This window comes from Flavobacterium sp. P1_E4 (assembly GCF_056405915.1).
In genome coordinates this window covers 242,057-258,199 of sequence record NZ_JBFUBE010000002.1, presented here as the reverse complement: position 1 = coordinate 258,199, position 16,143 = coordinate 242,057, and the positions used below count along the sequence as shown (strand labels likewise).

Here is a 16,143-nt window from a genome sequence, read left to right as displayed (position 1 = left end):
ATTCTTCATCAACTTACAAAAAAGTACTTAAACAGTTCCTGAATTCAAAAAACGCATTAAAATTACGGACCCAATTTTTTTTTATTGACAAAAGTTAAAAAAACTAACAATATTATAATCCAAAACAAGGTTTACAAGTTATTCCCTAAAAATTAAAGATTAGCCATTTTATAGTCTTTAAAACATTGTATTTCGCAAAAGCAATTTTAACTTTACAGCTTTAAATTTTATTCATGAAAACTGGAATTGACGCTATTGCATTTGATGTTGCAAAATTACATTTACCCATAAAAACATTAGCCTTAGCTAGAAATATAGAACCCGAAAAACTCGAAAAAGGGCTAGGGTTATTAAAAATGACATTGCCCGACACTCATCAAGACACAGTTGTGTTTGGTGCCAATGCTTTGACAAAACTAATTCAAGACAACAACATCAAATTAGATGAAATTGCGCGAATATATGTCGGAACCGAAAGTGCTATTGACAGTTCAAAACCTATAAGTTCTTTTTTGATTTCTCTAATGGAACAAAAATTCGGAGAGAACTCTTTATCTGAATGTGATGTTGTAGATTTCACTTTTGCGTGTATTGGAGGAGTTGACGCTATGCAAAATTGTCTTGATTTTGTTCAACTCAATCCAACCAAAAAAGCAGTTGTTGTCTCAACAGACTTTGCCAAATACGACTTGAATTCAACTGGTGAATATACTCAGGGAGCTGGCGCTGTAGCAATGTTGATTTCTACTAACCCAAGAATCATTAGTTTTGAGAATCATTGGGGAATAAGCACAAAAGGAGTTTTTGATTTCTTCAAACCTTATAGAACGGTTTCAAAACAAGAAATCACAGGAAATTCAAATAACGAATCTTGGTTTGATAATTTAGAAAGCGAAATTGAAATCCACAAAGACCAACCTGTTTTTGATGGTCAATATTCGAACCAATGTTATATGGATCGAACAAGAGAAGCTTATTTTTCATTCAAAAAAATAAAAAACACAACCGAAACTGTCTATAATAACTGGACAAGCATTGTAATGCATTTACCTTATGCTTTTCAAGGTCGAAGAATGTTATCTGAAATATATGCTTTGGATGCTTCTACTCCTATTCTTTCTGGAGAAGAAACTGCTTCAGAATACCTGAACAAATTAAAAGAAATCAGCAAATCTGATTATTATAAAACATTTGTTTCTGAAAAATTACAGCCTGCAGAATTAGCGTCTTCTTTAATCGGAAACTTATATACTGGATCCATTTTTATGGGACTACTCTCTACTCTGGCTCATTTCTACGATACAAAAAAAGAAATCGCATCCGAAAAATTCGGTTTTTTAGCCTACGGAAGTGGTTCCAAATCCAAAGTTTTTGAAGGAACAATTCAACCGGAATGGAAATCAGCCATAAGCAATGTTGCTCTTTTTGAAACACTTGAAAACAGTTTTGAAATTGATTTTGAAACTTATGAAAAACTACACAAAAAGGAACAGAAACAAAGTATCCAAGAACCTAAAAACGAATGGATTTTGGACCGAATAGAAACTGAAATTCCAAATCTAATTGGTGCCCGTTATTATAAATGGGTAGATTAATACTGAGAATAACAATATAAAAAAGAGCCACGAAACAAATCCATTCGTGGCTCTTTTGCTTTAACTGTATTTAGCTATATATTCCTGAACTGTCGCATCAGTTTTTTCATTTCTAACTTTTTGTTCCAAATGAATTGGTGGTGAGGCTCTCTCTAAACAATTTTGCACCGAGCAAGTTTCACAAGTCACCCCAACCAATTGTCTTTGCACCGAATTGCCCTCAATAAATTTAAACTTTTTCTTAATGGAAGGCGTTATCAAAATTCCAACCGAAATACTTCGCAAACAGTTTTTCTTAAAAGGATCTGGAGTAGCCGATGAAAAAACGAGATACTCATTATTACTATTTTCATAGCGTGAAATCTGCGCATCAAAAAAGTGCTCTTTCTTCTGCTTCAAAGACTCCACAATCGTTTTTATGGAAACCCATCTTCTGCAATAATGCTCATTCATTTCGTTGGCATGAGGTTCCTGCTGATTCGTAATATGCAATTCTTTCTTTATCTGATAGGTATCAGTTCCAATTTCATGGGAAAGACGAAGGAAAAACAGATTTTTTATTTGAAAATCCTTTGGCAAAATATTGGTCAGTCGCTGATAAAATGACTCTGGCGAAACCGTAAATTTATTCATCAACTGAATCATTTCTTGCGGTTTTGGATCTGTTTTTGATAAAAACAAATTCAACTCATTTATTAATCGCTCTCTAGGAATAAGTAACGCTCCCGCAAAATAAGAAGCATAAAAATTATTAAGAACCTGATCAAAATTATCAAACTTGATCCAGCTGAAAGTATACAGTCTTTCTTTGATTTCAAGAAAATTATACGCTATTTCTTTGGCCAAAATAAATGCTTTTTGAGAATCATCAATACCTATCGAAAGTAGTAATGTTTTACTTTTTGGTACAAAAATAGATCTCAAATCACCCAATTCTTCTTGCTCAGAAAAAACAATTTCTTTTATGGTGTAGCCATATTCTTCAATCAATATCGCAGACAATTCATCTATAGAAATAATGGTTTCTCCATCAATATGAAATGCTTTGCAAAACAACAATACTTTTTCCTCAAGCTCCTCAAAGTAATTATTATGTGCTTCTTGATAAGAACGCAATGAGGCCAAGAAGAAGCTTTCACGAGTTAAGTTATAATGCTGTGCTATTTCAATAATGGTACTGATAAAGGCATTGACTTTGGCGGGAGCATTGGCAATAATATCAATTAGATCTGCCTCTTGAATTCCAAAAAGATCCAACGGAATCTCCTTCAAAATTCCTGATTTTAATATTTCCCCAATCGGCGCAAGATTATTATCGAGTTTCAATGACACCATATGGTCGTAGGTCACGTCCAATTTCTCCGCCAAAAGAATAATTTTTTCCGTTTTAGGATATTTTTTTCCCTTTTCAATTTCGTTCAAATACGATTTCGAAAGCTCCGTTATTTTGGCCAAGCCAAATAATGACAAATCTTTATTTGTTCGAGCCTGCTTGAGTTTAAGCCCAAAAATCAACTTGATATAATCTTTTTCCATATTCATAAAATCAAAGATAAACTAAAAAAAGAAAAACCTCAAAAAAATTATTTTTAATTTTTAGCGAACGTTCGCTTGTTTTGTAAAAAACTTTTTGTAGTATTGCAGTATCAAAATGAACTAGTTATGAAAAACCACACAGAAACCATCGAAAAAAAGTTCCAAATAACAAATGGAATCACACAGCAGTATCCTGAAATATTGACGGATAGCGCCATTGAATTCTTAACTGAATTACATCAAAAATTTAATAGCAAAAGACTTTCGTTATTAGAAGACCGAAAAAAACAACAGGTCTTATTTGATGCTGGAGCTCTACCTTGTTTCCAACCGGAAACAAGAATGATTAGAGAAAGCAATTGGGTAGCCGCAACTACTCCAAGGGATTTACTAGACCGAAGAGTAGAAATCACAGGCCCTGTGGATCGTAAAATGGTCATCAACGCACTCAATTCTGGAGCCAAAACATTTATGCCCGATTTTGAAGATAGCACTTCCCCTACTTGGAGTAATTTAATGGAAGGGCAACAAAACCTGATCGATGCTGTAAACAAAACCATAACTCTTGAAGATCCAATAAAAAATAAAAAATACGCACTAAAAGATAAGACAGCAGTTTTAATTGTAAGACCTCGTGGATTGCATTTGAATGAAAAAAACATACTTATCGACGGTCAAGAAACATCTGGTTCTCTAGTTGATTTTGGATTATACGCTTTCCATAATCACGAGGAATTAACCAAAAACGGAACTGCTCCTTATTTCTATTTACCAAAATTGGAGCATTATCTCGAAGCAAGATGGTGGAACGAGGTTTTCGAATTTGCACAAGAATATTTAGGCGAACAAAACGGAACTTTCAAAGCAACCGTATTAATAGAGACGATTACAGCTAGTTTTCAGCTGGACGAAATCATCTTCGAATTAAGAGATCATATCGTAGGATTGAATTGTGGACGATGGGATTACATTTTTTCTTTCATCAAAAAATTAAGAAAAAACAAAACCTTTCTTGTTCCAAATCGCGACCAGGTAACTATGACTTCGCCTTTTATGAGTGCCTATTCACAATTAGTTATTCAAAGATGTCACAAGAGAAACATACACGCAATTGGCGGAATGGCAGCGCAAATTCCAATCAAGAATGACGAAGAAGCCAATAATATTGCCTTTGACAAAGTAGTAACAGACAAGCGAAGAGAAGTTCAAAATGGACATGACGGAACTTGGGTTGCCCATCCCGATTTGGTTCCCTTGGCCCAATCTGTTTTTGATAAATACATGCCTACTCAAAACCAGATTCATGTAAAAAGAGAAGATGTAAATGTAGTCGAAGAAGATTTACTGGCAGTCCCAAAAGGAACCATTACCGAAGATGGTGTTCGAAAAAACATCAGCATTTCGGTTCTCTATATCGCCTCTTGGCTCAACGGACAAGGCGCAGCTGCTTTACACCATTTAATGGAAGATGCCGCAACTGCTGAAATCTCAAGATCTCAATTATGGCAATGGCTTCAAAACGAAGTGATTTTGGACAACAACAAAACACTTACCGAAGATTATTATCACCGCTTGGCAATGGAAGAATTTGAGAAAATCAAAAAAATTGTCGGTGATGAAAACCACGAGAAACAAAACTATCATCTGGCAGAACAACTGCTCGACACTTTAGTAGTCAATGAAAATTTCATAGAATTTCTAACCCTAATCGGATATAAATACCTGTAAACATTAATTGCAAAATGTAAAAAACCATCCAAAATAAATAACCAACAAACGCTATTAAACAACGACCATGAAAACAACCGAGACAAGAATTCAAGAATTAGTTACCGACTGGATTACAAACCCAAGATGGAAAGGAATCGAACGACCGTACACCGCCGAAGAAGTTGTTAATCTTCAAGGATCTTATCAAATTGAACACAGCATTGCCAGAATGGGAGCAACCAAATTATGGAACAAACTCAATTCGCAAGATTTTGTGGCAGGATTGGGCGCACTTACAGGAAACCAAGCCATTCAAGAAGTGGAAGCTGGACTGGAAGCCATTTACCTAAGTGGCTGGCAAGTGGCAGCCGACGCCAATGTGGCGGGCGAAATGTACCCTGACCAATCCTTATATCCTGCGAACAGCGTTCCTTTGGTTGTGAAAAGAATCAACAACGCACTTTTGCGCGCCGATCAAATACAAGTGGTTAACGGAACAACTGACAAAAAGGACTATTTGGTTCCAATAGTTGCCGATGCCGAAGCCGGTTTTGGAGGTAATCTAAATGCGTTCGAGTTGATGAAATCGATGATTGAATCGGGTGCTTCTGGAGTTCATTTTGAAGATCAATTGAGCTCTGCCAAAAAATGCGGACATCTTGGAGGGAAAGTTTTGGTACCTACTCAAGAAGCCATCAATAAACTAATCGCTGCTAGACTGGCTGCCGATGTAATGGGAACACCAACGCTCATCGTTGCGCGAACTGATGCTGATGCTGCCAATTTATTGACCAGCGATATCGATCCGAGAGATGCCAAATTCATAACAGGTGAAAAAACAGCCGAAGGATTCTTCTATGTAAACTGTGGTGTGGAGCAAGGAATTGACCGCGGATTGAGTTATGCTCCATACGCCGATTTGATCTGGATGGAAACCAGCAACCCTGATTTGGCCTATGCCAAACAATTTGCTGATGCAATTCACAAAAAATTCCCTGGAAAAATGCTGGCTTACAACTGTTCGCCTTCATTCAACTGGGCGGCCAAATTATCCGTTGCCGAAATGGAAACTTTCAGGGAAGACTTGGCTGCTCTGGGCTACAAATTCCAGTTCATTACTTTGGCTGGATTCCACGCCTTGAACACCAGTATGTTCGAATTGTCCAAAGCTTACAAAGAAAGAGGAATGGCCGGCTATTCTGAATTGCAGGAAAGAGAATTCGCTTTGCAACAACACGGTTTCAAAGCCGTAAAACACCAAAATTTTGTTGGCACATCCTATTTTGATGCTGTACAAAACACTGTAACGACAGGAAAATCTTCTACAACAGCTATGAAAGATTCTACCGAAGTAGCGCAGTTTTAAATCTAAATACTTTTTTAATAAAGCACGGAGAACCCCCATTTCTTCGTGCTTTTTTTATTAACGGATAATTACAAAAATCATTCGGGCGTGACCCCATAAAGCAAAGGGCCTACTGATAATAYCGCTCATTAGGCCCTTTGCTTTATGCGGTCGGGCTATCACGAGCGCTATGGCGCCTTGCTCTATCCCTCACGCAAGTCGTAAAACAAGAACTTTAGTGCAAATAATTACTATTATACTGTAAGTTAGATTATCTCCATTTTCTTTTTAGGATCACAACAAAAATGCAAAATATCTCCCTTTAGCCCCGATAGCAGTGAAAATCCCACGCTTTTGGGCGTGGATTGCAACGAATAGCGGGACCAATGCCTACTAAAAATGCCTAATCTTTCTGCTTCAAAAAACAATAATAAACTCCCGTCTATTCAAAGCCATTATTAAAATCTTAAAAAAAACTATACATATACTAATTACATTCTTAAAGTTACTATTTTTGATGATTCAATACCTAAAATTGTTTTAAACTGAAGTTGCCACAATTTCAAATCACAAAATCAATAGAAAAGTGGCAATACCATATTCCAATAAAAAATTAATAAATACAAATACGTATGAAATACCACCAAATTGACAGCGCCCTTTTTATAAAAAACAGAGCAAAATTCATGGCTCAAATGAAGCCTAATAGTGTAGCAGTATTTAATTCTAATGATATTTATCCCGTTTCTGCAGATAGTACATTGCCATTTGCACAACACCGCGATATCTTTTATTTATCTGGTGTAGACCAAGAAGAAAGCATCTTATTACTTTTCCCGGATGCTCCTTATGAGAACCAAAGAGAAATGTTATTCCTAAAAGAAACCAGCGCTCATATTGCTGTTTGGGAAGGTGAAAAACTGACCAAAGACCGCGCTTTTGAAGTTTCAGGAATTAAAACTGTGTATTGGTTACAAGATTTCGAGAAAATCTTAAACGAAATGATGACATATTCTGATATTATGTACATCAATACCAACGAACATTATCGTGCTTCTGTTGAAACCGAAACCCGTGAAGCTCGTTTCATTAAATGGTGGAAAGACAAATATCCTGCACATCAAGTTGCAAAAAGCAACCCAATTTTGCAACGCATTCGTTCTGTGAAAGAAACCGAAGAAATTGATTTAATCCAGAACGCCTGTAACATCACCGAAAAAGGTTTCCGAAGATTGTTGTCATTCGTAAAACCAAACGTAACCGAGTACGAAATCGAAGCTGAATTGATCCACGAGTTCATTCGCAACCGTTCCAAAGGTTTTGCTTACACGCCTATTATTGCTTCAGGAAATAATGCCAATGTTTTACATTACATCGAAAACAACCAACAATGCAAAGCCGGTGATTTGATTTTGCTTGACGTTGCAGCCGAATATGCCAATTATTCCAGTGATTTAACACGAACTATTCCAGTTTCGGGACGTTATTCTGAGAGACAAAAGGCGGTTTACAATGCTGTTTTGAGAGTTAAAAACGAAGCAACCAAAATGCTTACTCCAGGAACTCTTTGGAAACAATATCATGTAGAAGTGGGTAAAATTATGACTTCAGAATTGCTAGGTTTGGGATTGATTGACAAAGCCGATGTTCAAAATGAAAACCCGGAATGGCCAGCGTACAAAAAATATTTCATGCATGGAACATCTCACCACATGGGATTGGACACGCACGATTACGGATTATTGCACGAGCCTATGAAAGCCAATATGGTTTTCACAGTTGAGCCTGGAATTTATATCCCTGCCGAAGGTTTCGGAATTCGTTTGGAAGACAATGTCGTGGTTCAGGAAAAAGGAGAACCTTTCAACTTAATGAGAAACATCCCGATTGAAGTGGAAGAAATCGAAAGTTTGATGAATTCTTAATTTATATGATAAAAAAAATATTCCTATTTGTCTTCCTATCTCTTTTTGGACACACATTTGCCCAAACCGATGGTTTTGCAAAAAACGAAGATTCCAGTCAAACCTATTATAAAATATTTAGCAAGGGTGCACCAATTTTAATAATAAATGGTGGCCCCGGAATGAATAGCAATGGGTTTGAACCTATGGCAAAAATTTTGGCAGAGAAATATCAAACCATTATTTATGACCAAAGGGGGACAGGAAAATCAACCCTTAAAGAATTAAACAACAAAACGATTACGATGAAATTAATGGCCGATGATATTGAGTCATTAAGAAAACATTTGAAAATTGAAAAGTGGACAATACTCGGTCATTCTTTTGGCGGAATGTTGGCTTCTTATTATGCCACAATTTACCCAAACAGTATTGATAAATTAATTTTGTCATCTTCTGGCGGAGTAGATTTGAGTTTGCTAAAAGGCGAAAACCTTATTGAAGCTGGCTTAAGCAAAATAGAGAAAGATTCTTTGAACTATTGGAATGACAAAATCGAAAAAGGTGACACGACTTACACTGCTAGGATTGGCAGAGGAAGAGCCATGGCGCCTGCTTATGTTTACGATAGAAAATTTGTCCCCATCATTGCCGAAAGATTAACACAAGGCAATTCGACCATAAATTCATTGTTGTGGGGTGATATGCAAAAAACAAATTTCGACTGCAAAAACAAGCTTTCCAATTTCAAGAATCCTGTTTTAATCATTCAAGGAAAGCAAGATATCATTAGCAAGGAAATTGGGGAAATTAGTTTAAAAGCATTTCCAAATTCAAAAATGGTGCTGCTTGAAAATTGCAAACACTATGGTTGGCTTGACGCAAAAGAAAAGTATTTTGACACAATTGAAGCTTTTTTAAAAAGTTAAACAATTGATTTTATAGATTTCAGAAACGGCTTTCAGTAATGGGAGCCGTTTTTTTGTTTCTATAAAATAAGTAAATGGAGTGCTAATCTCATTTATGATTCTTGTAACTTCACTTATGGTTCTTGCATTCTCATTTATGATTCTTGCAACTTCATTTACGGTTCTTGCAACTTCACTTATGATTCTTGCATTCTCATTTATAGTTCTTGCAACTTCATTTACGGTTCTTGCAACTTCACTTATGGTTCTTGCATTCTCATTTATAGTTCTTGCAACTTGATTTATGGTTCTTGCAATACCATTTACGGTTCTTGCAATCGGATTTTGATAGAGACATCTTTACAACTAGTACTTTGCCGGTTTGCCCTCCTTAATTAAGCTGTAACATTCTGAGTTTAAATTCGACTTATTCAAAAACTTAAATTAGAGAAATCATGCAAGCACACGAAATAGATTATCAGATTTTTGGAGAAGAAATGCAGTATGTGGAAATAGAATTGGATCCGCAGGAAATCGTAATTGCCGAAGCGGGCAGTTTTATGATGATGGAAAATAATATCCAGATGGAAACCATATTTGGAGACGGTTCTGCGCAATCAGGTTCGGGTGGTTTATTCGGTAAACTTTTGAATGCCGGAAAAAGAGTTCTTACAGGCGAAAGCTTATTCATGACAGCATTCCTGAATCAAGGCAACACCAAAAGCAAAGTTTCGTTTGCCTCTCCATATCCCGGAAAAATACTTCCGATTGATTTGACACAATTTCAAGGGAAATTTATCTGCCAAAAAAGTTCTTTCCTATGCGCTGCCAAAGGTGTTTCGGTTGGAATAGAATTCTCCCAAAAACTCGGTCGTGGTTTTTTTGGAGGTGAAGGTTTCATCATGCAAAAAATAGAAGGAGACGGAATGGCATTTGTACATTCTGGTGGAACAATGGCTAAAAAAGAATTAGCGCACGGTGAAGTTCTAAAAGTGGATACAGGTTGCATCATCGGATTTACAAAAGATGTCGATTATGATATTGAATTTATAGGCGGAATCAAGAACTCTATTTTTGGAGGAGAAGGTTTGTTTTACGCCACCTTGAAAGGACCGGGAACAGTTTACATCCAATCATTGCCTTTCAGTAGATTGGCAGACAGGATCATTGCATCGGCACCAAGATCAGGAGGAAGCGGTCGTGATGAAGGAAGTTTATTGGGCGGAATCGGAAATCTTTTGGATGGGGATAATCGATTTTAAGCTTTTATAAATAAAAAATCATATACGGCTTTCAGGAATGGGAGCCGTTTTTATTTTATAAAACGAAAAAGGAATCTCCACCAATGAAAATTTCACGACTAAATTCTCGATGAATATTTTCAATATCTAATTTGACAAAATAAAGCCGACCCATCTTGTTCATTTCAATAACAACATTCTTATCTATTATATTGAATAAATTTTTCAATTTATGTTCTCTGTCATGAGCACTGTGATAAAATATGCATATTTTAGAATTTGCACTTAAGTCAAATTCTAAAAACTTAAATAAGTCTAAAATATATACTTTATCTGATTCATCCAAAGAATGCCCTATTATATAAAAAATTGTCTCATCAAGTCCGCTTTTTTTATCCGGTATCTCAATAAACTTTCTATTAGAGTTTTTCTTTATCCTTTGATAATATTTAGTAAAATCATATGCTTTAGTTTTTTTGACGTCTTGTGATATCTCACTTACCCCAAACACTAAATTTTGACTACTACAATCTTCATTTATTTCTCCATGTAAATAAACGACTTTTGATTTATCAACTTTATACACATTTTCAAATGTAGGAGTATAATTAAATGTGTAAATCTCATTCATTAAATGAAATGGAATTTCCAATTTCTGTCTTATTTCAACATAGAAAACACTTACAACATCAACTAAATAACGATTAAAAATTACAACAAAATCCTCAAATGATTTTGCCAAATCTTCCAACATTTTTTTTATATCAAGAACTTTTTTTCGTCTGTTAATGTATCTTTCATTTAAGCTAAAAGGAATTTGACCAACAGATTTCTTTTGTATTATTTGAAACAATTCAAAATCTGTAAAGGCAAATAAATGATCTTCAAATGCGTTATTTTCCACAGATCTTTTATCCTCATGCTTATTAAATATTACAAATTGATTCAAAATATTTTCAATTTCCATTTCAAAATCAATCCAAGTATCTATTTCTAAAATATCTTTGAAATGTTTATACCAAAGATTGGTCTCTAGAAGTTGTTTTATTCGATTTAATTTTTCATAACTGAATTCAATATTAATCGAATTGTAATTTTCTTCTAATGAATTATAGTCAGATGGATATCTTTCTTTAAATACCTTCCCAAATAATTCTTCAAAAGACACATTAGTACCATATATATTGCCTTCAATGGCCATCATTATTGAAATGAAATGCCCATATTTTGTTGGCAAATGATGAAATAAATCAAATCCATTCCCTGTAATTAAAATTTTAGCCATATTCTAAAATGCTTTCTTCAAATATAGCATTTAGGAATTTAAAAAATTAATTTTGCAATTGTAATCTATCAACATAAACCTTATCCCATTGGAAACACTTCTCTACAAAAACACACAAATTTCATACTCAGATACTGGAAAAGGAACTGCAGTAGTTTTGTTGCACGGTTTTTTGGAAAACAAAACCATGTGGGATGCTTTTATTAATGAATTAAGTAAAAAAAATAGAATCATAACCATCGATTTATTGGGACACGGGGAAACCGAAAGTTTAGGATATATCCAAACGATGGAAGAAAACTCCGATATGGTTCACGAAGTTTTATCCAAATTACGAATTCGAAAAGCCATTCTTGTGGGACATTCCATGGGAGGATACGTTGCTTTGGCTTTCGCCGAATTGTATCCCGAAAAAATGAAAGGATTAGTATTGCTCAACTCTACCTCTAAGGAAGACAGCCCCGAAAGAAAGAAAAACAGAGACCGGGCCATCAAAGCCGTTAAGAAAGATTACGAAACCTTCATCAGACTTTCCATTGCCAATTTATTTAGCGAAGACAATAGAGAAATTCTAAGTAATGAAATTGAAGGTGTAAAAATTCAAGCTATAAAAACTCCTCTACAAGGAATCGTAGCTTCACTTGAAGGAATGAAAATACGTAAAGACAGAGAGTTTCTTTTACATACAACTACCTATCCCAAATTATTAATTCTAGGCAAAAAAGATCCTGTTCTTAATTACGTAGAAAACCTGGAACAAATAAAAAACACAGATGTTGAATTGGTCACTTTTGCAGATGGTCACATGAGTTCTATTGAAAATCAAGATGAATTACTTATTGTTTTAGCTTCTTTTATAAAATCAATCTAAAGCATCCCTTCTTTCAAATATCCTTTTTCTACAAGTTCTTCTTTACAAAGCAGATGATGTGCCTTACCTTCTTTGAGCAAAACCAATTTGTTTGACACTTTGATTACATTTTCGTAGTTATGATCAGAAATAATAACGCCCTTAGTTTTTGAATTCTCAACTATTAATTGATTCACTTTCTCAACCATCAAAGGGGACAAACCATTATAAGGTTCATCTAACAAAACAAATTTTGAGGAATTATTGAGGATCATTTTAATTTCTAAATACCGTAATTCCCCTCCGGACAAATGGGAAACCTTCTTATCTAACATTGTGGCAATGATTTTATCTGCACAAAACTCCAAAATCCTCTCCTTCGGAACTGATAATTGTATCGCTTTTTTAACCGAAAACACTTTGGGAATGCAATTATCCTGAGGCAAATAACTGATTTCATCAAGTAAGTCCTTAGTCTTGGTTTTTACATGACCATCAATTCTAACAAACTTAAAATCGGCAGAAGTAATCCCAAAAATAATTTTCAGAAAAGTCGATTTACCCGAACCATTTCTCCCAAGAAGACCAATGATATCTTTTGTTTTGCATTTTAAATAAACATCCGACAATATATTTTTGTTGTCAAAAGATTTTTGAACGCTATCAATCTCTAATAAATGATTTTTCAAAATAACTTTTTTATCAAATTAAAAACAAAAGAGCAAACTGCCAAAAAAACAAAAGTAAAACACCATGAATAAAACCAAAGCTGTATTTTGGAAATTTTATTATTGAAATAAAACACGTACTCGTTTTTAGCATTAACTTCTTTGAAAAGCAAACTTAAGCCAAAGCCAAAAGTTAGAACTGAGTAATTAAAAGCTATCAATCCTCCAAAAAGAAAAACAAAAAAACTACCCGCAAAATTAATCGCAAGCGTGCTTTTAAAAAACTCAAATAGATTATTCCATTTTCTACTCATTCCGTTATATAATTTTCTCCTCAAAAGGAATTGTCACATCCAATATCTCATTCAATAACAAAACAATTTGTTCCAAATAATTTGATTGGATTTCAATATTAATAGTAGCAGTACTCTCTTTTTCTTCTTTAAAATTGAAAGGTAAAAAACCTGATTTTAAGTTTTTAAAAGAAATAATTCCCGCCTCAATAGGTTTTCCATTGGCGTTTTTCTCATACATATAGGCATACGCCAAAACCTGAATGATTTTGTCATTTTTGATATCATCCGTCAGTCCTCTCCAAGATTTAAGAGTAACATTAGTTTTTTCTACTTTACCTGTTTTGTAGTCAATAATTCTAATAATCCCGTTTCGTTCTTCAATTCTGTCCACATTACCTTTAATCAAAACAGGAAAAGGTAAACTAGGATGTTCAACCATTCTTTCAAAAGTCTTTTCAAGCTCCAGAATCTTTATCGCATCACCTTTTTTAATACTCTCCAACTCAACTTTCAGAAAATTGAATACATTACGCTTAGCCACTTCAAAGGCCAATAAATTTCTTCCCTTTTTAATTTCCCCTTCTTTGTATACTACTTTAAATTGGATCAAGACTTCGGAGTCAATCTTCTTAATACAATTTTCAATATCTATTTCTGAAATAAACTTACCAATAAACGGTTCAAACAAAACCTTTAAAGTCTCGTGAATAATAGTTCCCAAAGTATTCAAGGCAATATTCTCCTCTACCTCTTCAACTTCACTAATTCTCAAAATCTTTTGAAAATAAAACTGAATCGGATTACGTATATAACTCGTCAATGCTGACGGAGAAAATCCCTTTTCGGCTATTTCTTTCAAACGCAACATCACCTTCTCCGATTTTGGGATTACCATTGGTGAATAAGCCGTGTCTGGCAAAACTGCATTATAAATTTCGTGGGTTAAAGTGTGGTTACGTTGTTTCTCTACTTCTAATTGGGTAATAAAACGGCTTTTCTCACCTGCGTCCAGACCTTCACTTTCTGTATTATACAGCAAATAAATGTTTTTGGCACGTTGCAATAAATGATAAAAGTGATAGGTATAAATCGCGTCTTTCTCTTTGAAAGTGGGTAATCCCAATTCACGTTTCACATCATAAGGAATAAAAGAATTTTGCGATTTACCAGCTGGAAATTTGCCCTCATTCATAGAAGTTATAATCACGGTCTCAAAATCCAAAACCCTACTTTCAAGAACACCCATAATCTGTAATCCATTTAAAGGTTCCCCTTCAAAAGAGACTTCAGCTAAATCAATTACTTGCTTGTAAATTGCATACAAAGTATCAATTGTATCAATTTCTTTGTGTTTTGAATAGTAATTAATCAGTTTATTAATCACTTTAAAAATAGCATAAACAAAAGTTTTGGCTATTTTTTCCTCTTCATTTTCATTACTCAAATTATTCTTAACCTTTAGCAACAAACTAGAAATCACCTCTAAAACAGCAATAGAACCATTCTCCCATTTTTGGAATACAAGCAAAAATAAATCACTTGAATTATCATTTAATTCCAATAATTTATGATGACTGATAAAAGTGTAGTTATTTTTATTAATAATCCCAACCAAAGCACTTGTATTGGCATAAGGTTCAATTAACGGATGCGTCAATATATCCAACACATCTTTATAATAAAAAACATAGCTACTATTGCTCCTGGACAATGCATTGGTGTGCATTTTAAACAATTTGGCTATCAGAATTTGAGCTGGGTTATTTTTACTGGAATATCCCATAGTGATATTCAAAGCTCCTACAGTATTGGGTAGAGAATACAATAGCGGAATTAATAGATTCTCTTCTCCCAAAACAATAGCCACCTTATCAAGTGTTGTAGTTGGATTTTCAATGTTTATTTTTTCTATAATACTCCCAGCAATCTTGGCTTGACCAATGGTTTTTGGGGTTCCAATGACTTGAATATTTTTTGTAGCCGAAAAATCATCCACAATCCATTCAAAAGGGTGTGACTTATAATGTTTCCAACTTTCTTTAAAACGGCGTACAAATAAACCCGCATCATGGTAAGGATCATTTAGGAACGTTTGATCAGCATCCCAGTATATTTTGGCCTGATCTGAAGCGACAAGATGCTGAATTATTTTTTCCTCAGAAGCATTCAAAGCATTAAAACCGGCAAAAACAAATTGTTTGCCTTGAATTGATTTTGAAAAATCATTTATGTTCTTTACCGCTTCGCGATAAATCAACCCTTGATAACCGACTCCCTTTTTAAGCAAATGTTCATAAAGAGATTGGTAATATTTGGGTAACAATTTCCAGAAATCAATATAGTTTTCGAGCAACTGGGTTTTGTTTTCTACCTCAATTCCCCATTTCTTGATATCCTCAATATCTTTTAAGTATGACAAGACATGATCTGGATCTAACAAATAACGATCTATTTCATTAAAATCTTGAAGTAAAGTTTTAGCCCAATTGGCAAAAAGCTCAAATGTCTGCTGATTCTTTTTTTCCGTAATGGATAGATATACTTCAAAAAACTCAAATAGTAATTCTATAGGATCAATAGCTCTTATCTCTGCAATGTTTTGCACAAAATCTTCTATGCTTATAATTTCTGGTGAAAATATATTTTCCTCCGTTTGTTTTTTTAGTGCTTCAACTAGAAATATTTTGGCCCGTTTGTTAGGCAAGACCACGATAGTATCACTAATTACATTATGATACTCTGTCAATATAACCGTTGCAATTTTATCTAAAAAAGAATTATTTGTCATTTTATAAATATAAAAAA

Annotated in this window: 11 protein-coding genes; 7 read left to right on the top strand and 4 right to left on the bottom strand. The window is 34.4% G+C overall.

Translation table 11 applies throughout. The features are described from left to right. The first annotated feature begins 233 nt into the window (after window positions 1-233). Complete coding sequence (locus AC1DY0_RS02890) at window positions 234-1,595, top strand: hydroxymethylglutaryl-CoA synthase family protein (protein ID WP_477187174.1); 1,362 nt, start codon at window positions 234-236, stop codon at window positions 1,593-1,595. A gap of 60 nt (window positions 1,596-1,655) precedes the next feature. Here the strand turns inward: AC1DY0_RS02890 and AC1DY0_RS02885 are convergent, their stop codons facing one another. Beyond that, on the bottom strand, window positions 1,656-3,137 hold the full coding sequence (locus AC1DY0_RS02885; RefSeq protein WP_477187173.1) for a helix-turn-helix domain-containing protein: 1,482 nt from the start codon (window positions 3,135-3,137) through the stop codon (window positions 1,656-1,658). 120 nt (window positions 3,138-3,257) lie between these two features. On the opposite strand from AC1DY0_RS02885, the gene aceB reads away from it, so the two are divergent. The 5 genes from aceB (at window position 3,258) to AC1DY0_RS02860 (ending at window position 10,260) form a co-directional block, all read left to right on the top strand. Further along, window positions 3,258-4,859: a malate synthase A gene (aceB, locus tag AC1DY0_RS02880; protein ID WP_477187172.1), complete on the top strand. Its 1,602-nt coding sequence runs from the start codon at window positions 3,258-3,260 to the stop codon at window positions 4,857-4,859. Between the two features lie 67 nt (window positions 4,860-4,926). Further along, entirely contained in the window at window positions 4,927-6,207 is a 1,281-nt protein-coding gene (gene aceA / locus AC1DY0_RS02875) for an isocitrate lyase (RefSeq protein WP_477187171.1), read from the top strand. A gap of 611 nt (window positions 6,208-6,818) precedes the next feature. Continuing rightward, on the top strand, window positions 6,819-8,111 hold the full coding sequence (locus AC1DY0_RS02870; protein WP_477187170.1) for an aminopeptidase P family protein: 1,293 nt from the start codon (window positions 6,819-6,821) through the stop codon (window positions 8,109-8,111). A gap of 5 nt (window positions 8,112-8,116) precedes the next feature. Beyond that, on the top strand, window positions 8,117-9,019 hold the full coding sequence (locus AC1DY0_RS02865) for an alpha/beta fold hydrolase (RefSeq protein ID WP_477187169.1): 903 nt from the start codon (window positions 8,117-8,119) through the stop codon (window positions 9,017-9,019). Window positions 9,020-9,453: 434 nt separating this feature from the next. Then, window positions 9,454-10,260: a TIGR00266 family protein gene (locus tag AC1DY0_RS02860; RefSeq protein ID WP_477187168.1), complete on the top strand. Its 807-nt coding sequence runs from the start codon at window positions 9,454-9,456 to the stop codon at window positions 10,258-10,260. A 55-nt stretch (window positions 10,261-10,315) separates the two neighbouring features. Here AC1DY0_RS02860 and AC1DY0_RS02855 read toward each other — a convergent pair whose 3' ends face one another. After that, window positions 10,316-11,524, bottom strand: a complete 1,209-nt coding sequence (locus AC1DY0_RS02855) for an AbiH family protein (RefSeq protein ID WP_477187167.1) — start codon at window positions 11,522-11,524, stop codon at window positions 10,316-10,318. 88 nt (window positions 11,525-11,612) lie between these two features. Here AC1DY0_RS02855 and AC1DY0_RS02850 point away from each other — a divergent pair, with 88 nt between their 5' ends. Beyond that, window positions 11,613-12,395, top strand: a complete 783-nt coding sequence (locus AC1DY0_RS02850) for an alpha/beta fold hydrolase (protein ID WP_477187166.1) — start codon at window positions 11,613-11,615, stop codon at window positions 12,393-12,395. On the opposite strand, the gene AC1DY0_RS02845 is transcribed toward AC1DY0_RS02850, so the two are convergent. Further along, window positions 12,392-13,063 carry an ATP-binding cassette domain-containing protein gene (locus AC1DY0_RS02845; protein WP_477187165.1) on the bottom strand — a complete coding sequence of 224 codons (672 nt, stop codon included), beginning with the start codon at window positions 13,061-13,063 and terminating at the stop codon, window positions 12,392-12,394. The genes AC1DY0_RS02850 and AC1DY0_RS02845 overlap by 4 nt on opposite strands. Before the next feature lie 297 nt (window positions 13,064-13,360). Beyond that, the gene (locus tag AC1DY0_RS02840; RefSeq protein ID WP_477187164.1) at window positions 13,361-16,126 is read right to left on the bottom strand and encodes a PD-(D/E)XK nuclease family protein; all 2,766 of its coding nucleotides are present in this window, start codon (window positions 16,124-16,126) and stop codon (window positions 13,361-13,363) included. Between the last annotated feature and the right edge of the window lie 17 nt (window positions 16,127-16,143).

Excerpts from the sequence above, each read along its gene's own strand:
- AC1DY0_RS02890 (WP_477187174.1), top strand. The coding sequence starts at position 234 with ATGAAAACTGGAATTGACGCTATTGCATTTGATGTTGCAAAATTACAT.
- AC1DY0_RS02885 (WP_477187173.1), bottom strand. The coding sequence starts at position 3,137 with ATGAATATGGAAAAAGATTATATCAAGTTGATTTTTGGGCTTAAACTC.
- aceB (WP_477187172.1), top strand. The coding sequence starts at position 3,258 with ATGAAAAACCACACAGAAACCATCGAAAAAAAGTTCCAAATAACAAAT.
- aceA (WP_477187171.1), top strand. The coding sequence starts at position 4,927 with ATGAAAACAACCGAGACAAGAATTCAAGAATTAGTTACCGACTGGATT.
- AC1DY0_RS02870 (WP_477187170.1), top strand. The coding sequence starts at position 6,819 with ATGAAATACCACCAAATTGACAGCGCCCTTTTTATAAAAAACAGAGCA.
- AC1DY0_RS02865 (WP_477187169.1), top strand. The coding sequence starts at position 8,117 with ATGATAAAAAAAATATTCCTATTTGTCTTCCTATCTCTTTTTGGACAC.
- AC1DY0_RS02860 (WP_477187168.1), top strand. The coding sequence starts at position 9,454 with ATGCAAGCACACGAAATAGATTATCAGATTTTTGGAGAAGAAATGCAG.
- AC1DY0_RS02855 (WP_477187167.1), bottom strand. The coding sequence starts at position 11,524 with ATGGCTAAAATTTTAATTACAGGGAATGGATTTGATTTATTTCATCAT.
- AC1DY0_RS02840 (WP_477187164.1), bottom strand. The coding sequence starts at position 16,126 with ATGACAAATAATTCTTTTTTAGATAAAATTGCAACGGTTATATTGACA.